The sequence below is a fragment of the Tenacibaculum xiamenense genome, from assembly GCF_964513065.1.
GTDB lineage: Bacteria > Bacteroidota > Bacteroidia > Flavobacteriales > Flavobacteriaceae > Polaribacter > Polaribacter xiamenense.
This window is the reverse complement of the sequence record NZ_CAZEQU010000002.1, coordinates 70,442-91,576: the sequence shown is the minus strand read 5'-3', so window position 1 is coordinate 91,576 and position 21,135 is coordinate 70,442. Positions and strand designations below refer to the sequence as shown.

Annotated in this window: 22 protein-coding genes and 1 tRNA gene; 15 read left to right on the top strand and 8 right to left on the bottom strand. The window is 31.0% G+C overall.

What is annotated here, in order from left to right; genetic code table 11:
- The first annotated feature begins 276 nt into the window (after positions 1-276).
- A complete protein-coding gene (locus ACKTTV_RS00460; RefSeq protein WP_408028832.1) occupies positions 277-1,971 on the top strand; it encodes a helix-turn-helix domain-containing protein in 1,695 nt (564 codons plus the stop codon).
- 81 nt (positions 1,972-2,052) lie between these two features.
- Here ACKTTV_RS00460 and ACKTTV_RS00455 read toward each other — a convergent pair.
- Positions 2,053-2,136: transfer RNA gene (locus ACKTTV_RS00455), tRNA-Leu, on the bottom strand.
- Positions 2,137-2,258: 122 nt separating this feature from the next.
- Here ACKTTV_RS00455 and ACKTTV_RS00450 point away from each other — a divergent pair.
- From ACKTTV_RS00450 to pth, 3 genes are all read left to right on the top strand, one after another.
- Complete coding sequence (locus ACKTTV_RS00450; protein WP_408028831.1) at positions 2,259-3,200, top strand: ribose-phosphate pyrophosphokinase; 942 nt, start codon at positions 2,259-2,261, stop codon at positions 3,198-3,200.
- A gap of 21 nt (positions 3,201-3,221) precedes the next feature.
- Complete coding sequence (locus ACKTTV_RS00445) at positions 3,222-3,797, top strand: 50S ribosomal protein L25/general stress protein Ctc (protein ID WP_408028830.1); 576 nt, start codon at positions 3,222-3,224, stop codon at positions 3,795-3,797.
- Between the two features lie 127 nt (positions 3,798-3,924).
- Positions 3,925-4,491 (top strand): aminoacyl-tRNA hydrolase, encoded by a 567-nt coding sequence (gene pth, locus ACKTTV_RS00440; RefSeq protein ID WP_408028829.1) that lies wholly within the window; start codon positions 3,925-3,927, stop codon positions 4,489-4,491.
- 187 nt (positions 4,492-4,678) lie between these two features.
- Here the strand turns inward: pth and ACKTTV_RS00435 are convergent, their stop codons facing one another.
- The 3 genes from ACKTTV_RS00435 to ACKTTV_RS00425 form a co-directional block, all read right to left on the bottom strand.
- A complete protein-coding gene (locus ACKTTV_RS00435) occupies positions 4,679-5,128 on the bottom strand; it encodes a 6-pyruvoyl trahydropterin synthase family protein (protein ID WP_408028828.1) in 450 nt (149 codons plus the stop codon).
- A gap of 233 nt (positions 5,129-5,361) precedes the next feature.
- Positions 5,362-5,907: a hypothetical protein gene (locus ACKTTV_RS00430; RefSeq protein ID WP_408028827.1), complete on the bottom strand. Its 546-nt coding sequence runs from the start codon at positions 5,905-5,907 to the stop codon at positions 5,362-5,364.
- A 3-nt stretch (positions 5,908-5,910) separates the two neighbouring features.
- On the bottom strand, positions 5,911-6,285 hold the full coding sequence (locus ACKTTV_RS00425; protein WP_408028826.1) for a hypothetical protein: 375 nt from the start codon (positions 6,283-6,285) through the stop codon (positions 5,911-5,913).
- Positions 6,286-6,461: 176 nt separating this feature from the next.
- On the opposite strand from ACKTTV_RS00425, the gene ACKTTV_RS00420 reads away from it, so the two are divergent.
- The 8 genes from ACKTTV_RS00420 (at position 6,462) to ACKTTV_RS00385 (ending at position 13,432) form a co-directional block, all read left to right on the top strand.
- On the top strand, positions 6,462-7,331 hold the full coding sequence (locus ACKTTV_RS00420) for an AraC family transcriptional regulator (protein WP_408028825.1): 870 nt from the start codon (positions 6,462-6,464) through the stop codon (positions 7,329-7,331).
- A gap of 57 nt (positions 7,332-7,388) precedes the next feature.
- Positions 7,389-7,922: a hypothetical protein gene (locus tag ACKTTV_RS00415; RefSeq protein WP_408028824.1), complete on the top strand. Its 534-nt coding sequence runs from the start codon at positions 7,389-7,391 to the stop codon at positions 7,920-7,922.
- Positions 7,923-8,041: 119 nt separating this feature from the next.
- The gene (locus tag ACKTTV_RS00410; RefSeq protein WP_408028823.1) at positions 8,042-8,725 is read left to right on the top strand and encodes a CPBP family intramembrane glutamic endopeptidase; all 684 of its coding nucleotides are present in this window, start codon (positions 8,042-8,044) and stop codon (positions 8,723-8,725) included.
- 165 nt (positions 8,726-8,890) lie between these two features.
- Complete coding sequence (bla, locus tag ACKTTV_RS00405) at positions 8,891-9,790, top strand: class A beta-lactamase, subclass A2 (protein ID WP_408028822.1); 900 nt, start codon at positions 8,891-8,893, stop codon at positions 9,788-9,790.
- A gap of 71 nt (positions 9,791-9,861) precedes the next feature.
- The gene (locus tag ACKTTV_RS00400; protein WP_408028821.1) at positions 9,862-10,179 is read left to right on the top strand and encodes a helix-turn-helix domain-containing protein; all 318 of its coding nucleotides are present in this window, start codon (positions 9,862-9,864) and stop codon (positions 10,177-10,179) included.
- Between the two features lie 8 nt (positions 10,180-10,187).
- A complete protein-coding gene (locus ACKTTV_RS00395; RefSeq protein WP_408028820.1) occupies positions 10,188-11,237 on the top strand; it encodes a DNA cytosine methyltransferase in 1,050 nt (349 codons plus the stop codon).
- A gap of 3 nt (positions 11,238-11,240) precedes the next feature.
- Entirely contained in the window at positions 11,241-12,200 is a 960-nt protein-coding gene (locus ACKTTV_RS00390; RefSeq protein WP_408028819.1) for a HaeIII family restriction endonuclease, read from the top strand.
- Between the two features lie 353 nt (positions 12,201-12,553).
- On the top strand, positions 12,554-13,432 hold the full coding sequence (locus ACKTTV_RS00385; RefSeq protein WP_408028818.1) for a sterol desaturase family protein: 879 nt from the start codon (positions 12,554-12,556) through the stop codon (positions 13,430-13,432).
- 60 nt (positions 13,433-13,492) lie between these two features.
- Here the strand turns inward: ACKTTV_RS00385 and ACKTTV_RS00380 are convergent, their stop codons facing one another.
- Positions 13,493-14,260, bottom strand: a complete 768-nt coding sequence (locus tag ACKTTV_RS00380) for an enoyl-CoA hydratase/isomerase family protein (RefSeq protein WP_408028846.1) — start codon at positions 14,258-14,260, stop codon at positions 13,493-13,495.
- 171 nt (positions 14,261-14,431) lie between these two features.
- Positions 14,432-15,775, bottom strand: coding sequence for an MATE family efflux transporter (locus ACKTTV_RS00375; protein WP_408028817.1), 1,344 nt, complete (start codon positions 15,773-15,775; stop codon positions 14,432-14,434).
- A gap of 151 nt (positions 15,776-15,926) precedes the next feature.
- On the opposite strand from ACKTTV_RS00375, the gene ACKTTV_RS00370 reads away from it, so the two are divergent.
- On the top strand, positions 15,927-16,382 hold the full coding sequence (locus tag ACKTTV_RS00370; RefSeq protein WP_408028816.1) for a hypothetical protein: 456 nt from the start codon (positions 15,927-15,929) through the stop codon (positions 16,380-16,382).
- A 207-nt stretch (positions 16,383-16,589) separates the two neighbouring features.
- Positions 16,590-16,967 carry a hypothetical protein gene (locus ACKTTV_RS00365; protein ID WP_408028815.1) on the top strand — a complete coding sequence of 126 codons (378 nt, stop codon included), beginning with the start codon at positions 16,590-16,592 and terminating at the stop codon, positions 16,965-16,967.
- A gap of 107 nt (positions 16,968-17,074) precedes the next feature.
- Here the strand turns inward: ACKTTV_RS00365 and mutS are convergent, their stop codons facing one another.
- The gene (gene mutS / locus ACKTTV_RS00360; protein WP_408028814.1) at positions 17,075-19,684 is read right to left on the bottom strand and encodes a DNA mismatch repair protein MutS; all 2,610 of its coding nucleotides are present in this window, start codon (positions 19,682-19,684) and stop codon (positions 17,075-17,077) included.
- Positions 19,685-19,798: 114 nt separating this feature from the next.
- Between mutS and ACKTTV_RS00355 the strand changes: the two genes are divergently transcribed.
- The gene (locus ACKTTV_RS00355; RefSeq protein ID WP_408028813.1) at positions 19,799-20,326 is read left to right on the top strand and encodes an RNA methyltransferase; all 528 of its coding nucleotides are present in this window, start codon (positions 19,799-19,801) and stop codon (positions 20,324-20,326) included.
- Between the two features lies 1 nt (position 20,327).
- On the opposite strand, the gene ACKTTV_RS00350 is transcribed toward ACKTTV_RS00355, so the two are convergent.
- The gene (locus ACKTTV_RS00350) at positions 20,328-21,122 is read right to left on the bottom strand and encodes a DUF695 domain-containing protein (protein ID WP_408028812.1); all 795 of its coding nucleotides are present in this window, start codon (positions 21,120-21,122) and stop codon (positions 20,328-20,330) included.
- Between the last annotated feature and the right edge of the window lie 13 nt (positions 21,123-21,135).

Genomic DNA, 21,135 nt, shown 5'->3' with positions numbered 1-21,135 from the left:
CACAAAAAAACTCTTTTCAAAGTCTATGTTCTTTGTATTTATAAATTTCAACCTATCAAAAACCATATTAAAAAACTAATAAACAGAAACTTAAATAAAATTTAAAAAATAATATCTTTACATCTTAGAATGTGTCCATGACTATGGGGAAACAACAGAATATTTGTCATTTTTTAGAGACATTTTACTCTAAAAGCATTTTTTTACATTTGGTAATTATCCAAGCATTTAACTCCTTTTTCAAATTCTACAATTATAAAATTCGCACAAAGAATTATGAAAATAAAAAAAAGTATATCACTAATTTTATTCTTACTTACCTCTCTAGCAATAACCTCTCAAGAGAAGCAAATAGACTCGTTATCTGGAAAAACTTTTAATAGACTGGAAGAGTATTTAGATAGAAACCCCTATGATTCTGTCAATAATAAAATATATGCTAATGCTTATCTAAAAAAGGCGAATGAATTAAAAGATTCTTTAAAAATAGTAAATGCATATTATCATCTAAGTAATATATCCAAATATGACATAGCACTTCAATATACCGATAGCATAATCAATACTTCTAAGAATTTCAAAAACAACAAATACTACCCCGCCTTGGGATACATCCAAAAAGGTAATCTTTATTATCAGGCAGGAAAATATAAAAAAGCATTGAGCTATTTTTTGGAAGGTTACAATGTTAGTATTAAAAACAATAACAAGATATATGCTTTAGCAGCCAAACAAAATATAGGGTTATTAAAAAATAAAATAGGTGAACGGAAGGAAGCATTAGAAATATTTAGGGATTATATTGTGTATTTAGATAATAATGAAATTAAGAATAAGGATCATTATTTGGTACGTGGATTATACTCCTTAGCTGATTCCTATGTATACAACAAGAAACAAGATTCCGCTTCTATCATTATAAAGAGAGGGATAAAAAAGGCAGAACAACTTCAAGATTCTTTAATGTTTGCTCATTATATATATCTATCTGGAATAAATTTATATTTTCTAAAAAAATATAAACCTGCTATAAATAGTTTGTTAGAAAGTAGTAATTTCTTTTCCGAAAAAACTTTAAACGCTATTTGTAATTTATATCTAGGTAAATCATATTCGGAATTAAATAAAACTGATAGTGCTTATTACTATTTTAAAAAAGTTGATACCTTTTTAGAAAAAACTAACAATATCACATATGAACTTATCGAAATATATCCTTCTCTAATTAAATATGAAAAGAAAGCAAATAATTTAAAAAAGCAGCTTTATTATACCAATCGCTTGTTAAAATTCGATAGTATTTTGCTTGAAAACAACAAATACCTTTATAAAACTATCATAAAAGATTATGAAATAAATGACCTGCTATCTTCAAAAAACCAAATTATTCTAAGATTAGAAAAAGCAGAAAAAACATCGAAAAGTTATATTTATCTTCTTTCTACTTTTACGATTATACTATTATCTCTAGTTACTATTTACAAAAGAAAAAACCTCTCCAATAAAAGAAAATACAAAGAGATTATTCTATCAATCAAAAACAATGAAAATCGAAAGCAAGATTCAGATAACACTGAAAACCAATTAGCAAAACAATCTATCGACATTTCAGAAGATTTATTAAATCAGATACTTGAAAACCTTAAAAAATTTGAAAAATCAGAGAAGTTTTTGTCAAAAAAATACACATTAAACTCATTGGCCAAAGAACTAAAAACCAATAGTTCTTATTTATCAAAAGTCATCAATTTAAAAAAGAACACTAATTTTGCCAACTATTTAAATAATTTAAAAATAGATCACTCCATCAATAGGTTAACTAAAGATAAAGTATTCAGATCTTATACAATAAAAGCCATCGCTGAAGAATCAGGTTTTAACAATTCTCAATCATTTTCAAATGCATTTAATAAAAAAACTGGTTTATATCCTTCTTATTTTATCAAACAACTAAAAAACGAGGGTGACTAAAGCTATTGTAACGCCATTTCAAGACGGTACTTTATTTAAAGTCAAAACCCCGAAATCAATTGATTTCGGGGTCTTCCGTAGTACCAAAGGTGGGACTCGAACCCACACGTCCTTGCGAACATTGGATTTTGAATCCAACGTGTCTACCAATTCCACCACTTTGGCTTATTGTGGGTGCAAATTTATTAAAATATTTTAGTTAATTCATCAAAATACTTTCAATCTCTCAAAATAGTTTTATTTTTGCCCCCATATAACAACACAAACAAAAAACACACTTTCGATAAATGCTTGCAAATCAATTAAGTCCGAAAATTTTTGCTTGTTCTCAGAGTACAGAATTAGCAGAAGAAATTGCAAAGAAATTTGGAACCGAACTAGGAAATGTTCACATATTGCGCTTTAGCGATGGAGAATTTCAGCCAGCTTTTGAAGAATCAGTAAGAGGAAGAAGAATTTTTATTATTGGTTCTACTTTTCCAAATGCTGACAATTTAATGGAAATGTTATTAATGTTAGATGCTGCTAAGCGTGCATCGGCAAGACATATTACTGCTGTTATGCCTTATTTTGGTTGGGCAAGACAAGATAGAAAAGACAAACCAAGAGTTGCCATTGGAGCAAAATTAATTGCTAAATTATTAGAGGAAGCAGGAGCTACTAGAATTATGACCATGGATTTACATGCTGATCAAATTCAAGGTTTCTTTGAAAAGCCAGTAGATCATTTATTCGCTTCTTCAATTTTCTTACCATATGTTGAAAGCTTAAAGTTAGATAACTTAACAGTAGCTTCTCCAGATATGGGAGGTTCAAAAAGAGCTTATGCGTATTCTAAGTATTTAGAGAGTGACGTAGTAATCTGTTACAAACAACGTAAAAAAGCAAACGTTATTGGTCATATGGAGCTTATTGGTGATGTTGCTGGTAAAAACGTTATTCTTGTTGATGACATGATTGATACTGGAGGAACACTTACAAAGGCAGCTGACTTAATGATAGAAAGAGGAGCTTTAAGTGTGCGTGCAATTATTACGCATCCAATTCTTTCAGGTGATGCTTATGAAAAAATTGAAAGATCGAAATTAACGGAGTTAATCGTTTCAGATACAATTCCTTTAAAAAAGCAGATATCTAAAATAAAAGTAGTATCTTGCGCCACTTTATTCGCAGATGTAATGCACAAAGTGCAAGATAATACATCAATTAGCGATGAATTTTTAATGTAATTTAATATAAATAAGAAAGTAATGCAATCAATTACAATCAATGGATCTCAAAGAGAAAGCGTAGGTAAAGTAGCTACTAAAGCCTTACGTAATGCTGGAAAGGTTCCTTGCGTATTATACGGAGGAGACAAACCTGTGCACTTTTCAGCTGACGAAAAAGCGTTCAAACCGTTAGTGTATACTCCAAACGTTTATACTGCAACGATTGAACTTGACGGACAATCATATACGGCTGTTTTACAAGACATTCAGTTTCACCCAGTAACTGATAAAATTTTACACATTGATTTTTATCAATTATTTGAAGATAGACCAATCGCTATGGAAATTCCTGTGAAATTAGTAGGAAATTCTAAAGGGGTTATGATCGGGGGTGCTTTACGTCACAACGTACGTAAATTAAAAGTTAAAGCTTTACCAGCTAACTTACCTGATTTCATCGAAGCTGATATCACTGAATTAGAAATTGGTAACAAATTATATGTTACTGAATTAGCGAACGAAAACTATACTATTTTACACCCAGATAACACTGTGGTTGCACAAGTACGTATGTCTCGTAACGCGGCAAAAGCAGCTGCTGAAGCTGAAAAATAACAACTTACTTATCGTAAGAAAAAAGCGTTACACTTGTGTAGCGCTTTTTTAATTTTAACTCATGACTATTTTCAAATACCTTAAACGTTTATTTAACCGTTCAGAAATACTCGATAAAGAAACTCAAATGAAAAAATTTTTAATTGTAGGTCTTGGTAATATTGGTGAAAAATATGACAATACTCGTCATAACATTGGTTTTAAAATTGTTGATGCTTTTGTAAAAGAGCATGGAGGAAGTTTTGAAACAGAAAAATTAGGTGATATTGCTACGGTTAAAGTTAAAGGAAAAGCAGTTACTGTTTTAAAACCGAACACCTACATGAATTTAAGCGGTAAAGCGGTTGTCTACTGGATGAAAAAGGAAAACATTCAGGTTGAGAACTTGTTGATTATTACAGACGATTTAAACATTGATTTTGGTAAAGTACGTATTAAAGGAAAAGGAAGCTCTGGAGGTCATAATGGATTGAAAGATATTCAAGATAAGTTTAATACTGGTGCTTACCCTCGTTTTCGTTTTGGAGTAGGATCTCAATATAGTAAAGGAAAACAAGTTGATTTTGTTTTAGGTAAGTGGAGTGATGAAGAAGAAAGTGCCATGATTGAGCGTATTCCTTTCAGTGTAAATGCCGTTACTTCCTTTATTAACGCTGGATTAGCGAACACCATGAATGAGTTTAATGGTAAGTAAATATTTATTGGTCATTATAAAATATAAAGAGCGAGAAAATTCTCGCTCTTTTTCTATTTTATTCCTAAAATTCTTTTGAAGGTTCTTACTTCACATTCATAAAATCGGCATAAAAATTTGACTAACATACTGTGGCTTTTATTTAATTAGTAATAAAAACTCAAATAGTATTACATGAATTAGTCAATTAATTATCTTCTGCATACCACTCCGCGAAACTTGTTTCTGTTTCCTGAAGTTTTAATGAATGTAACTTGATATTATCAGGAAGATGTTTCATTATCTTTTTAGCAAAATCGATAATCATCATTTCACTTGTTGGCTGATAATCTACTAGAATAACATGATGTCCTCTATCACTAAGTTCTTTCGCTAATTCAACATGCGGTGTGTTTTTATTAAACACTGTTGCATGATCAAATACATCAACTATCTCCTCTTTAACAATCTTCTTCAAATCACCAAAATCAATCACCATTCCAAACTTTACGTTTGAAGAATCACTAATGGGCTGTCCAATAACCGTTACTGAAAGTTTATAACTATGTCCATGAACATTTTTACACTTTCCATCATAACCATAAAGTGCATGACCCGTTTCAAAGCTAAATTGCTTTGTTATTCTAATATTGCTCACTTTCTTCTAAACTTTTTGTTACTTCTGTATTTATTATAAAAATATACTATGGCAACTAAAAATGCTAACCCCGCAAATAAAAAATTATCCATTTTTACGTATTTTGTTTTCGGGGTCGAAAGTACAAATTTGATTTTAATTTACTGGGTTTTTAACGCTTTATAACCAGTAAACAAGTGTTTTTCCTCAAAATTAAATGCTAAAGGAATTAAAATTGTGATTGGTTTTAGTGATTAAAAATTGATTCCTAGTTCTAATTCATAACCAAATTCTTTTGATAATACATCTGAGTTAATAAAATGCTGGTTAAAACTAACTCCAAAAACAAGACCTAATTCTTTCCATGGTATAAAACGCAGTCCTTGATTTGATTCAAAACCAATTAAAAATTTACTTTGAGTATTATCTTGAAGATTTCTTGTTTTTTCATATCCAAAAGGAACGTTAAGTCCAATACCGGCATATATTCCTTCATGCAATTTTATATATCCGTCAACACCAGCTCCAAGCACAAATCTACTTGACGATTTAAAGCCTCTTTTTTTGAGTGTTCCTTCTTTTAAGCTGTAACCGCTATAGGAAAATCCAGCAGGGATTATAAAATCGTCTGAAGAATCAATAAATTCAGAATATTTGAATTTATAGCCTTCATAATTCTTACTGAAAATCTTTTGAACTGAAACGATATGAATTGTTTTTTTATTTAAACCTGGAATATTCTCTGTTTGAGCGTTCAGCGGGAGAATTCCTACTAAAAATATAAATAATATATAGCGCATTTTTTATTTTCTGTAGTGAAATATTATTTCTTTCAAATCTTTTATGTCATACCAAAGTGCTAAAGAATTTTTTTCCATTTTAACAATAGCCACTTGAAGAGAGTTCTTATTGGCATCAGTAAGTATGATTGCTTTTTTCTTTTCCAAAAACTTCCATGTCCCAAAGTCGACCTCTCCTTCAGATTTAGACTCAAAAGACATATCTTTTTTTAAGAATAGATAATCTCCATTATCTTCGCTTGTTGGCTGATGAAACTCTCCTTGAATTTCGTATTCATTTATTTTCCATTTTCCAAATAATTGGTCTTTAACGCTTTCTTGTGCAAATGTAAATCCACAAGTAATTAGTAGTAATGTTAGTAATGTAGTTCGAAACATAATTTTATAGTTTGTATATTTTCTCAAGGGCAAAGCTATATTCGTTTTTAGCTCTACATTTGTTCATTTAGGACAATTTTGTTTTTGATTTTTTTGTCTGAAACGAACAAACTTTGAACCTGTAAAGCGTATTAATTTTGTTTCGAAACCTCACTTTGTGAATTAAATTTGTTATTGTGAAAAACTCAACTCAATTAGAAAGATATCAGAGATTACTAAAGTTTCTTGAAGAGAAATTTAAATCAAGTATTGAAACAGAAGATATAGAAGCTGTTTCTTTCTATTCCTATCGAAACATTAACAGAATCTTTTTAGCCCTACAACATGAAACTATTGGTCAGTTTATTAAAAGAAGGAAACTTGAAAAAGCTGCAGAATACTTAAAATTTTCTGATACAGAAATATCCGATATTGCGCTCGAAATTGGCTATGGAGACATTGCTGCTTTTAGTAAAGCGTTTAAAAAGCATTTTCGATGTACTCCTTCACGATTTAGAAGTTCATTCGACTTACAACAAAAAATCACTAATGACCTCATAAAAGTTGAGACACAAAAAGAAATAGAAGAATTACAATTCGAAATTGAAACATTACCTTTTTTAAGAATACTCTTTCTTCAGTACCAAGGATCTTATGAGGACATTAAAGGCATTGAAAAAACATGGAAACAACTGATAAAATATGCTTATAACAATAAATTGTTAATTGATGATACCGTTGTTTTAGGAGAAATTTTAGATGACGATGAAATCACGGAGTCTATCTATTGTAGATACAATGCGGGAATCATTTTACCAGAAAACAGTGATTTCTCACCAAAAGGATTGTTTGATATAAAGGGGCTTTCTTCTCAGAAATATGCTAAATTTATTCATAAAGGAAGTCATGAAACTTGTTTCGAAACATACAACAAAATTTACGCTCGTTGGATGTTTGACGTGCAATTAGAATTCGAGGATAAACCCGTATTAGAGTTTTATATAAACGACGATGATATTACTCCTGAAGAGGATTTAATTACCGAGATATACATTCCTGTGGTTTAATAGCCTAGATGAAATTCAGAATAACTAATTTTCATCAAAAAATTAATTCGATAGACTATGAGCTTAAATGCTGAGAAAACTAAATATGATAACGAATTAAGTGTGTTAATTAATAAATCAATTTGTGAAGTATCATATTTTGAAATAAATTATGGTGAACCTAATTATGACTTAGGAGATCATCATTCATTGGATTATGGAATACAAATAGAGGATCATAATGGAGATACTTATTATATGGTTTGGGATTCTCAGTATTACCAATTTGACTTAAAATTTAAAAGAGGCCATATAATAAATGAATTTAGCTCGGAACCTCAGATTCAAAAACATATTGTATCAAAATCTATTTACTGGATTAATAGAATAAATCAAAAAATTAAAAGTATTGAATCATACTGGAGTTATGTCAGTCATGGAAATTTCAAAAAAACTTACTATCCTCAAGACATTGAAATTAGCTTTGAAAATGAGTTAAATGTAATAATTTCCGCATTAGAAATAAGATCAGATGGAACTGTAAATTCAATGGCAGACCATGTTTCTTTATTTTTTGATTCTGAAACTGCTTTGAGATATGGAGCAAAATAAATTTAGAAATCAATACTAGGTTTAATCGTTCTTGTGGAATTTAACAATTTGGTATCGTGCATAATAATTGTAACCAAATTAAAGTATCGTCGTCCAATTAAAGAATTAGCTAACGGAAAATGGATACTAAACAAACAGATTATAAGGGATTTCTTTTTGATATATTTTTATATCTAACCATAATGTTTCTTGTTAGAGAAATTTACCTTTCTCAATTTCCTTTTATTGCAAATGGACTAATGTGGTCATTCTCAACTCTAATAATAGCTAAATGGAGAATGAAAGTGAGAAACATAACATGGAGTGATTTAGGCTTGCAAAAACCAAAAAGTCTTTTAAAAACACTTTTGATAACTATTGGTATATTAATATCTATTCCAATATCAATTATTGTTTTTGAACAGGTTCAAGACCTACTCCCTTTTACTTTATCTCCAGATACTTCCTCAGAAGATGCTGTTTCAAAATTTGGAAATTTAAAAGGAAACTGGATTCATTTTTTTAAAATCATTCCATTTATCCTAATTCAATCAACATTAGAAGAATTATTGGATAGAGGTTTTTTAATTAATTGGTTTGAACGACTGTTTTCTAAAACCAATTTAGCCACTACTTTTGCCGTTATTTTACAAGCTGTAATTTTTGGTTTTAGACATTCCTATGATATATCAGAAAGATCCATTACAGTAGGGATTATTGGGTTGATAATGGGAATAGCCTATGTGAAATTTGGAAGAAATTTATGGCCTTTAATTATTGCACATTGTATCCTCAATACAATGTCTATGATAGGAAAAATATAAGTTTTTCATATAAAAAAAGCACATCAAAAACATATATCTCTAATTTATTTATGAATTAGCGTCTTCGGATAAATTTCGTTAACAAAACTTCAATATTTTTTGTTTAATTTTATCGGTAACAATAATCACTTAAATTGCTATATGATTAATACTACCGCTACAAAAATGAGAAAAACATTACTTACCTTATTGCTATGTTTCCTGGCTTTAAACTATCTCAATGCACAATCAATTGATCTTTTGAAACAGCAAATACATGAAGTTCTCAAAAACAAAAAGGCACATGTTGGAGTTGCAATTGAAGGAGTAAATCCAAAGGATATTATTTCTATTAATGGTGATAGTCATTTACCTATGCAAAGTGTATTTAAATATCATTTAGCGTTGGCTGTACTTCATCAAGTTGATTTAGGAAAGCTTGATTTGAACGAATCTATTACAATCGATAAAAAAACTATTGAGAAGTACAATCATTTATGGAGCCCTTTGCGAAAAAAATATCCAAATGGTGCTGAAATATCATTAGCTGAAATGATTGAATATACAGTTGCCTGGAGTGATAATCTTGGCTGTGATTTGCTCTTTGAACTCGCTGGAGGCTTAAAAGTTGTAGAAAACTATTTACACAACATAGGTATTAAAGATATTGCTATTGTTCACAATGAAATTAACATGCAAGCTCAGTGGGATCGTCAATTTGAAAATTGGACGACTGCAAAGGCCGCTAATAAAACTTTAAAGTTGTTTTATAAAAATGCTAACAATCTTCTAAGTAAGAAAAGCTATGGCTTTTTACTGGACGTTTTAAAAGGTACTCAAACAGGTAAAAAAAGTATTCGAGGTTTTTTACCAAAAGAAACAATTGTGGCACATAAAACGGGACACTCTGGAAAAAATAAGGAAGGTTTAACCGGTGCCGTTAATGATATTGGAATTGTGTTTTTACCTGATGGATCTCACTTTTATTTAAGTGTTTTAGTGAGTAATTCAACAGAACCTGATACAACAAATCAGAGAATTATAGCCGAAATAGCAAAACTAACTTGGGATTATTTCAATAACTAAAAAACAAGCTGTTTTTCCAACTTTTTTAATATCTGTTTTTTTTATATTTTTGTCAAAAAATGACAAGTCTTATGAAAACCACATTTGGAGAATACATAAGAAAATTAAGGTTAGAAAATAATCTGACCCTAACTCAACTAGCGGCAAGACTAAATCTAGATTCTGCTAACTTGAGTAAGATTGAGAATGATAAAAGAGATTTTGATAAAAAGCGTATTCCACTATTATCTGAAGTATTTCAAATTGAAACTGATGAAATTATGAATGAGTACATTTCTGATAAAATTGGTAAATCAATCTATGAATATAACTGTTCTAAGCAGCTATTAAAAGTTGCTGAAGAAAAAGCAGAATATCGTAGATCATTAAACAAATCGATTCAAACATAATAAAATATATGAATGTAGTGTCGTTTTTCGCAGGAGCTGGCGGATTAGATTTAGGTTTTGAAAAAGCAGGTTTTAATATTGTTTGGGCTAACGAATATGATAAAGATATTTGGGAGACATATGAAAAAAACCATAAAAACACTGTTCTTGATAGACGTAGTATAACAAATATTTCGGCTGATGAAGTTCCGGATTGTGACGGTATAATTGGTGGTCCACCATGTCAAAGTTGGAGTGAGGCAGGTGCTTTACGTGGTATTGAGGATAAACGAGGGCAACTCTTTTTTGATTTTATTAGGATTCTAGAAGCTAAACAACCTAAGTTTTTTCTGGCCGAAAATGTTAGTGGAATGTTGTTGGATAGACATAAAGAAGCCTTAAAAAACATAAAACTAATGTTTAAGAAGGCTGGATATAACCTGTCTTTTAAACTTTTAAATGCCTCTGATTTTAACGTGCCCCAAGATAGGAAAAGAGTATTCTTTGTAGGTATAAGAGAAGACCTTGACTTTAAGTTTGAATTTCCAAAACCATTAAAAGAAAAAGTAACACTTAAACAAGCAATTGGTGATTTAAAAGATAATGTCGTTCCAGCAAAAGAAGGAAATAAAACCAATAAAAATAATTGTAAAGTTTCCAATCATGAATATATGCTTGGAGGTTTTTCCTCTATGTTTATGTCCAGAAACAGAGTCAGGAGTTGGGATGAGCAATCGTTTACAATTCAGGCAGGTGGAAGACATGCTCCTATTCACCCTCAAGCACCAAAAATGGAATTGATTGAACAGAATGTTCGTGTTTTTGTTCCAGGAAAAGAGAATTTATATCGTAGGTTAAGCGTTAGAGAATGTGCAAGAATACAAACATTTCCAAATAACTTTGTTTTTCATTACAATAATATCTCAGCTGGCTATAAAATGATAGGTAATGCGGTTCCAGTAAATCTTGCTAAACATATTGCACTTGGTATAAAAGCTCAAATAGAAAATGCTGAAAAAAACTTAAACCTAAGTCAATTGAAAAAGGCGAAAACTGCATTAGAAAATACTCTTTTATAATTTATGGCTAACCAAACTATTAATGGTAAAGCGTTTGAATATGCTTTACTTTTTGAATTTTATATAAGATTAAAAACTCTCACGAATGTTACGATTTCAGAAAACGAACCTTATAAAACAGCAAAAGCCTTTTTCGATAGTTTCGACGAATCTGAACAAGATCTATTTAGAATTACCGCCAGCGCAACAATTAATTTTCTAATTGATATTGAACCGAGACTATCAAATGGAATAAACGAAGAAGACTTATTAAACCTTGAGTTAGTAAGTGATCGAGCAGGTCAAAGTGGAGATGTTAGAGATTTATTGATGATCCGTTCATTGCAAAAATGGGAAATTGGTGTTTCTGCAAAGAATAACCATAGAGCTGTTAAACACTCCAGACTATCTCAAAAAATCGATTTTGGTGAAAAATGGATGGGAATTCCTTGTTCAGAAAATTACTTTAATGAAATACGACCAATTTTCGATATGCTGGTTGATATAAAGACAAAAGATAAATCAACCAAATGGACGTCAATTGAGAATATGCATCAATTAGTTTATATTCCTATTTTAAATGCATTTAGAAAGGAGTTACTTCGACTTGATAAAGAAAACCCAAATATTATAGCTGAAAACTTGGTACAATATCTAGTTGGTAATAAAGACTTTTATAAAGTAATTAAAGGTAAAAACAAATTAGAAATTCAAGCTTATAATTTACATGGAACGCTTAATTTACCTTTTGAAAAAATTAAACCTAAAGCTAAAATTTCAAAGTTAAAACTACCTACAAGACTTATTGAAATAGTATATCAAGAAAATTCAACAACAACACTCTTAGTATCATTAAATGAAGGCTGGCAGATTTCATTTAGAATTCATAATGCAAGTTCGAGAGTTGAACCCTCTTTGAAATTCGACATAAACTTAGTAAGTGCACCACACACATTATTTACAAATCATATTTTCGTGAATTAATATATCATTCGACCTAAGATAAAAAAACAAAAAACACCTCAGTAGAGGTGTTTTTTATGCTTCAAATTTATCATCTTTAAAGACGATTTTACGCAACTTTTTTCGCTTTGTCCTAAATGAACAAACCGTCACTTCATACATGTTCTACTTTTACCTCATCTTAATTATATATGAAATTAACAGATGAAAAACTACAAATTCGACGACTATTGGTATTTAGGGTTTTTAGGATTTATTGGGATATATAAACTCCCAGAAATTGGTTATTTCTTTACAGCTAACGCCTCTTTCTGGGTTTTCCTTAACCTACTATGGTTTTTGTGGTTTTCTTACTTTATACCTACTAAAAAATAATGGATTTTAAACAACTTACTTTTTTGTTTGAGCAAGCACCCATCGTGAAATATGTTGCTTTCTTTTTTGTCTTTAACCTACTACTAATTAGTATTGAATTTTTATTAGATTTTTTTTCAAATAAAAAAAGAAGGTGGAAAGATTCTTGGGCAAATGTCATCATATTCTTTATGAACCAATTGTTAGATAAAACAGTTGTGGGTAGTATTGGAATTATCGCTCTAGTTCCTTTACAACATTTTTCATTGTTCGAAATTCCTATGAATTTTTGGACATGGGTGCTTGCCATTTTTGTAGCAGACTTTACTTATTATTGGATGCACAGAATTGAACATGAGCATCGAATTTTGTGGGCTAGTCATAGCGTACATCATTCCTCAGAAGATTATAACTTAACTATAGCTATGCGCCTTAGTATTGTAGAAGGATTGTTTGAATGGATTTTCTTAATTCCCATGATCATAATAGGTTTTACTCCTTTTCAAGCTATTGTTGGACTCGTATTAGTTGCTCAATACCAAACATGGATTCATACTGAACGTATTGGTAAATTAGGTTGGCTAGATGAAGTGTTTAACACACCATCAACACACAGAGTGCATCATGGATCGAATAATAAATACTTAGATAAAAATTACGGGGGAATATTGATTCTTTGGGATAAATTATTCGGAACGTTTCGAAGGGAAGAAGAAAAGGTTATTTATGGTTTGACTAAAAACATTAAAACCAACAACCCAATTACTATTAACTTTATTGAATACGCCAATATCTACAGAGATGTCAAAAAGTGCAGAACTTTAAAACATAAACTCAAAATGATTTTTGGAAACCTTATTTGGAAACCAAAGTATTTCAATACTAGTGATAAAAACTAATTGGTTTCACCTTTATTTTTGTTAATTGCTCTTGCGGATTTAAGATCCGCAAGAGTTTTTTTATTTCTTAAATTTTGCCAATGCTTTTTTAGTAAAATCCGATAACACTAGTTTTCCAGAAGTTTCTGCTCTTTCAATTAATAAGTTATCCCAATTTTCGGTACCTATCCAAAGTGCTTTTTTCATTTCATCCAAAGCTTCAGGGTTATAAGACGCTAATTTTTCAGAAAACAACTCAACTTCTTTATCTAACTCTTCAATAGTTTCAAATACTCTGGCGTACAATCCTTTTTCTTTTGCCCAATATGCATTTTTCCAGTTGGTAGCATCTAAAGTTAATTCTGATAAACCACTAATTCCGACTTTACGTTTTACAGCAGGAGCGATAACAAAAGGACCAATTCCTATCGTAAATTCAGAAAGTTTAATTGAGGCGTGCTCTGTGGCTAAAACATAATCACAGGCAGCTGCTAGCCCTACTCCTCCTCCAACAGTTTTACCTTGTACTCTTCCTAAAATTAGTTTTGAACATTTACGCATTGCGTTGATCACATTGGCAAAACCTGAAAAGAATTTTTTACCATCCTCTAGGTCTGTAATTGCTACCAATTCATCGAATGAAGCCCCAGCACAAAAAGCTCTATTTCCTTCAGATTTTAATACAATAATTGCTACTTCATCGTTGGTAGATAATGAATCAAATTCATTTGCCAAACGCTCTAATAATTCACTAGGAAATGAATTACTTGCTGGATGACCAAATTCAACAGTAGCAATTTTGTTTTCAATTTTAGTATATAAACTTCCGTTAGGTCGAGTTGTTGTCATTTTTCTGTAAGATTTCTTCAAAAATAAGAATTTTTAAAGTAGAAAAACTCCATAAAAAACAACCACATTTCGAAGGAATGATTACGACTGAGAAATCTGAAAAACTTTAAATAATATTCAAAAATTGTGATAGATTTCTCCCTACGGTCGAAATGACTTCAATGATGGTTTCTATTCAGTTTTTTCTTGTTTCGCCAGAGGTAAAAACTTATTTCTAAAAATAAAAATCAAAGGAATACCCCGAGCAATAATCCAACAGTAAAAAGCAATCCAAATAGCATATAACTTATAATCAAAATGATCAAAAAGCATCAATACCGGAATAAATACAAATGTTGTTGCCAAGAGTAATATATTTCTCAAATGTTTGGCTTCGCCCATCCCTTTGAACATACCATCATAAATAAAGGCTACTGAACAAATAGGCTGCATTAATAATATAATCCAGAAACTATTATAAAACTGTTCTAAAACCAGTGTTTCTTTGGTAAATATTTTTCCAATGAACGAATAAAATATAAAGCCTACCAAAGCTAAAACTCCACCAAAGAGCAATCCATAGATAATTAGTTTTCTTCCTAATTTTAATAAGGTTTTATAAGCTTTTGCTCCCAATAACTTTCCTGAAAGAATGTTTCCAGCACTTGAATAACCATCAATCATAAAAGCCCCCATTAACCAAAGGTTTAAGCCAATGGTATAAGCAGCAATATATTCGTTTCCGTAAGCTGTGGCATACGATGTTCCGAAATATAGCGCTAGGTTTAAAGCAATTGTTCGTACAAAAAGGTTTGCTATGATACTTATGAAACGTGATATTTCAGTATTGAATGGTAAGCTGAATTTTAATCGAATAGATGTTTTAGTAAGTAATAAATACACCGATAATAAGGCCATTATAAACTGAGCAATAACACTTGCATAAGCAGCTCCTTGAATATTCATAGCGGGAATATAGTTTTCGATACCATATACTAAAACAAAGTCTAGCACAATGTTAACTATAGTTCCTACAATGGCTATTAACATTGGATAATAAGTGTTTTGTAAACCTCTAAACACCCCGAAAATGGCAATTACAAACAGCGTAAATGGAAAACCAAAAACACGTATTTTGTAATATTCAATTGAAAAATCCAGAATGATTCCTTTAGCATTATAAAATTCGAATATCTGTCGGGCAAACGGGTAGCTTAAGGCTAAAATTACCAAACTTGTAGAGACTACCAAGACCACTGCCTGCGCAGGCAAATCCCTAATTTCATCCAATTTATTGGCTCCTAAATATTGAGATACTATCGAAGAAATGGCACTTCTTGTTTGACCAAATACCCAAATTAACATCGATAAAAAAGCACCTACAATTCCAATAGCCGCAATACTCTCAGTTGCATTGTTTTGAATGTTTCCTACAATAGCCAAATCGGTAGTAGATAACAAGGGTTCAGCAACACCAGCAATTAAAGCTGGAATGGCTAATTTATTAATTCGTTGAAAGCTAATATCGTGGTTCATAATAGGGATCAAAAATAGGACAATAAATATTGTTTTAATACTTTTGGGTATAAGGAATTATTATATATCAAATGTCTTAAGTAATAGCTTCTTCTTTTTTGACATTTATATAAATATTTTAAAATTGCATTTAATGAATAAATAATCTTTTATGATTGGTTTTTTAATAGAGTTTTTCGCAGAAATAGGTTTAGAAATACAGCAGTTATTGTTTTTAAAAAAACGAAAAAAAAGAAGAGCATATGAAAGAGAAAACAACCTTCCCAAAAAAAGAATGATTTCTCCTTTTATGAGAACCTATATTGTTGTTTTTATTTTGTTTTTAATGATAATAGCAATTATTCAGTTTAATGTTTTTTCTATATTTCATAATAAGAATGAACAACATCTAATTGAACTTAGGGAACTTCTTTTAAGAGAAAAGACTTTCAATGGAACATATCCAAATAACTTAGAAGAAGTTATTAGAAATAACCCTTTACATAAACATCTTTTAAAAGATCATTGGGGCAGTCCTTTTTATTATAAGAAAATCAATGAGAATGAATACATCTTAAAGTCACTAGGTAAAGATAAAACTTTGAATACCGAAGATGATATTGAATGATAATACTATCTATTACTTTATATTTCTCTGACATAATTTACTTTTTTGGCGTTACAAACGCTTTTTTAGTTTAGTCACTCATTGTAAACGAGCGCCAGTCGGACAATAAATATTGTTTTAGACCATATTCTTTAATAATACCTATTTGTAGGTATTTATATACAAGGGTCTAACTTCTAAATTGGCAATAATTAAAAACCATATACAATGAGAATTAAAAGCGAAAATTCTAAATTGCCTCATATTAATTTAGAAAAAGGAAAAAAGAAACTTGAAATTACAATAAATTTTGATAATTTGTTGAAAACGAAAAAAGATTTAAATCTTAGGTTATTCGAAACAGCAAGGGAAGTAAAAAACGATTTCTTAGCTGGAATTTATTTTTCTTTTGGAAAATTTATTCAAGAAATTCAAAATTCTAATGAAGAAAAAGCCAAATCCTTTATTAATTGCTTAAATAAAAGTGATTCGTGTACTTTAGTGTATTGGGCTTGTGGCAGCTGTGGTGGTAATTGGGCTTTGGTTGATGCTTATTGCGGAAGTGGCGGAAGTGAGCCCGATTATTCTTTCTGCGAGTTATGTTAAAAACAAATATTAGAGCTTCATAAGAAGCTCTTTTTCTTATTTACATCTTCAAGATGTCACAACTAACCTCAATAAAACTAATGAATCATAATTTCAAGATTGTCTCTTTACTTCTTCACCAACATACGCTTAATTTCATTAAGCTTCATTAAAGCTTCAATAGGCGTAAGGGTATCAATATTCGTAGTGAGTATTTCTTCTCTTAAATCTTCTAATAATGGATCATCTAATTGGAAAAAACTTAACTGCATTTCCTCGTTATTCACACCTTTTAAAGTATCCTTTACTTCACTATGAGCATGCGTTTCTTCTAACTGTTTTAGTATTTTGTTAGCTCTTCGAATTACCATAGAAGGCATTCCTGCAAGTTTCGCTACATGAATTCCAAAACTGTGATTACTTCCTCCTGCTACTAATTTTCTTAAGAATATAATACTGTCTTCCAACTCTTTTACTGAAACGTTGAAGTTCTTGATACGTTCAAAAGTAGTTGTCATTTCATTTAATTCGTGGTAGTGTGTGGCAAACAGTGTTTTTGCTTTTGAAGGATGTTCATGTAAATATTCAGCAATAGCCCAAGCAATCGAAATACCATCATAAGTAGAGGTTCCTCTTCCAATTTCATCGAGTAACACCAAACTTCTTTCTGATATGTTATTCAGAATAGATGCTGTTTCATTCATTTCTACCATAAACGTAGATTCTCCCATCGAAATATTATCACTAGCACCTACTCTGGTAAAAATTTTGTCTACCAATCCTATGCGAGCGTTTTGCGCAGGTACATAACTTCCCATTTGAGCTAATAATACGATTAGCGCTGTTTGGCGTAAAATGGCCGATTTACCCGACATGTTGGGTCCGGTAATCATGATTACTTGTTGTTGATTTCTATTCAACACAACATCATTGGCAATATACTCTTCACCAATTGGCAATTGCTTTTCAATAACGGGATGACGCCCATTTTTGATTTCAATATCGGTACTTTTATCAACCACAGGACGCACATAATTGTTTTCAATAGCTAACGTTGCAAACGATAATAAACAATCGATTTGTGCTATCAATTGTGCATTATGCTGCACTGGTTGAACAAACCCAATTATATAATTAATAAGCTCACTGAATATTTCACTTTCTAGTTGCTGAATTTTTTCTTCAGCACCCAAGATTTTAGCTTCGTATTCTTTTAATTCTTCTGTGATATAACGCTCGGCATTTACCAAGGTTTGCTTACGAATCCATTCTTCAGGAACCTTATCTTTATGCGTATTTCTTACTTCAATATAATATCCGAAAACATTGTTGAAGGCTATTTTTAAGCTAGGAATTCCAGTTCTTTCAGTTTCTCTTGCCAACATATTGTCAAGATATTCTTTTCCAGAATCCGCTATGCTTCGAAGCTCATCTAACTCTTCGGAAATACCATTCGCAATGGCGTTTCCTTTGTTAATATTTACAGGAGCATCATCAAAAACCGTAGTGGTTATTTTTTCGATTAACTCTTTACAATCGTTTAACTGACTTCCTATTAATTTTACCGAAGCGTTCTTACTACTTTCAGCGGCTTGTTTTATAGGAATAATTGCTTTTAATGAATCTTTTAACAACACGGTTTCTCTAGGTGAAACCTTTCCTGTTGCCACCTTCGAAATCAAACGTTCAATATCAGAAATCTGTTTTAACTGATAGGTTACGGTTTCTAAGAAAGCATCCGAATCAATTAAAAACTTTACCAATTCATGGCGCTGTTTAATAGCATCTAAATCTTTTAAAGGAAGTGCTAACCATCGCTTTAACAATCTTCCTCCCATTGGAGAAATAGTTTTGTCAATAATGTTTAACAATGAAACAGAATTCATCGAATTACCTCCGTATAACTCAAGGTTTTTTATGGTAAAACGATCCATCCAAACATAATTGTCTTCAGCAATTCTGCTAATCGATTGAATATGCTCTAACTTATTATGTTGTGTTTCTGAAAGGTAATACATTACAGCTCCACCCGCTACAATACCATGCTCTAACTCATCAACACCAAATCCTTTTAAGTTTTTTACTTTGAAATGATTGATTAATGTTTCAAATCCATAATCTTTTTGAAACACCCAATCTTCTAAATAAAACGTATGAAATCTATTGGTAAAAAGCTCTAAAAACCGTTGTTTAAACTGCTTTTGAACCAATACTTCACTTGGCGAAAAGTTTTGTAAGAGTTTATCAACATACTCCTCATTTCCTTGAGCAATTAAATATTCTCCTGTAGAAACATCTAAGAAAGAAACACCAATTAATTTCTTTCCAAAATGAACAGCCGCTAAGAAGTTATTTGATTTAGACTGTAAAATATCGTCGTTTAATGCAACACCTGGAGTTACCAATTCAGTAACACCACGTTTTACAATCTTTTTAGTCATTTTCGGATCTTCTAACTGATCACAAATAGCCACACGAAGTCCAGCCTTCACTAACTTTGGCAAATAAGTATTTAAGGAATGGTGCGGAAAACCAGCTAAAGCCGTTTCACTTTCACTCCCAGCTCCTCTTTTAGTTAAAATAATACCTAGTACTTCAGATGCTTTGATAGCATCATCACCAAAGGTTTCATAAAAATCACCCACCCTAAATAATAACATTGCATCTGGATATTTTCCTTTTATCCCGTTATATTGTTGCATTAGTGGGGTTACCTTTTTTGCCTTTGCTTTTGCCAAGTTTTTTGATTTTTTTCGATTAGTTTTGCGAAGATAGAAAAAAGTGATTAGTTGTTAGATTTTAAGAGTTACTTTATAGACAACTGACCAACATTATTAAAGTTGTATTTAGATATGAGAAAACTTAAAAACAGTGAGTTAGGAAGAATTAGTGTAGAAGAGTTTAAGGAAACTTCTAAAACTCCTATAATCGTGGTTTTAGATAATATTCGAAGTTTAAATAATATTGGTTCGGTATTTAGAACTTCTGATGCTTTTTTAATTGAAAAGATTTACTTGTGTGGTATTACAGCAACTCCTCCTAATAAGGAAATTCATAAAACCGCTTTAGGCGCAACCGAATCTGTTGAATGGGAATATGTTGAAAGTTCCGTTGAATTGGTCAACAAACTTAAAAATGATGATGTTATCGTAGCAAGTATTGAACAAGCCGAGAATAGTACTATGCTTGATACTTTTACTCCCGATGGTTCGAAAAAAATTGCGGTTGTTTTTGGTAATGAAGTCAAAGGAGTTCAACAAGAAGTTGTTTCTAATTCTGATGTTTGTATTGAAATACCTCAGCTAGGAACCAAACACTCTTTAAACATATCAGTAAGTTGTGGTGTTGTTTTATGGGATTTGTTTACCAAGTTGAAATAATTTAATTTGCTATTGGGCATCCCCAACCGTCATACATTCCGTTACTTTTATTCGCCAATTCCATTAACTCCCAAACATAATCATTTACTTCGTGCGGTATAGTAACGTCTTCTCTCGCAATATTTACGCTGTATTGAAATTCATTTTCCTCATTTTTTTCTTTGTTTAGAATTTCATAACCTAAATCAATCACGGCCTCAATAAACACGTCGGCTTCATTATTGTTTTTAAAATATATCCAATGATCAACTTTTCGTTTCTTTTCAGGGTTATCTCCATGCTCTCGTAATTGCATGATTACTTTACCATTTTGAATTGTTTGAAACTCATACGGATTCGGATATAGGAAATTGTAATAATCATTCCATTCTTTGTCTTCTTTAAAATCGATGGCATATCGATACTCTTTAAATTGTTGTAGCATCGTGTCCTTAACAATTTTCTCTATGTCATCAGTGGCAGGTGCATACATATACAAATCTAAACGACCATCTGTTTTTATGGCGCCAGCTAAAATAACATCATGTTTCGTGCTGATATTATCAAAAATGGTGTCTTCGATAGCATTAATTGTTTCGAATTCTTCCCTTGTCGTAAAACCATTTTCGTCTGGATGTAATAGTTTCACTGAAAACCATATTTGTTGATAATAACCGTTAATTGGAGCTACTTGATGAAGTGCTAAGTTCAATCGTATCGAGGCTGGTTTATCTTCAATTCTACAGAAAAAAGAAGCCCAATCTTGATTCACCTCTATCTTTTCCGATTTATTCTTTCCAAAAAGTTTTTTAAACATACATTCTTATATT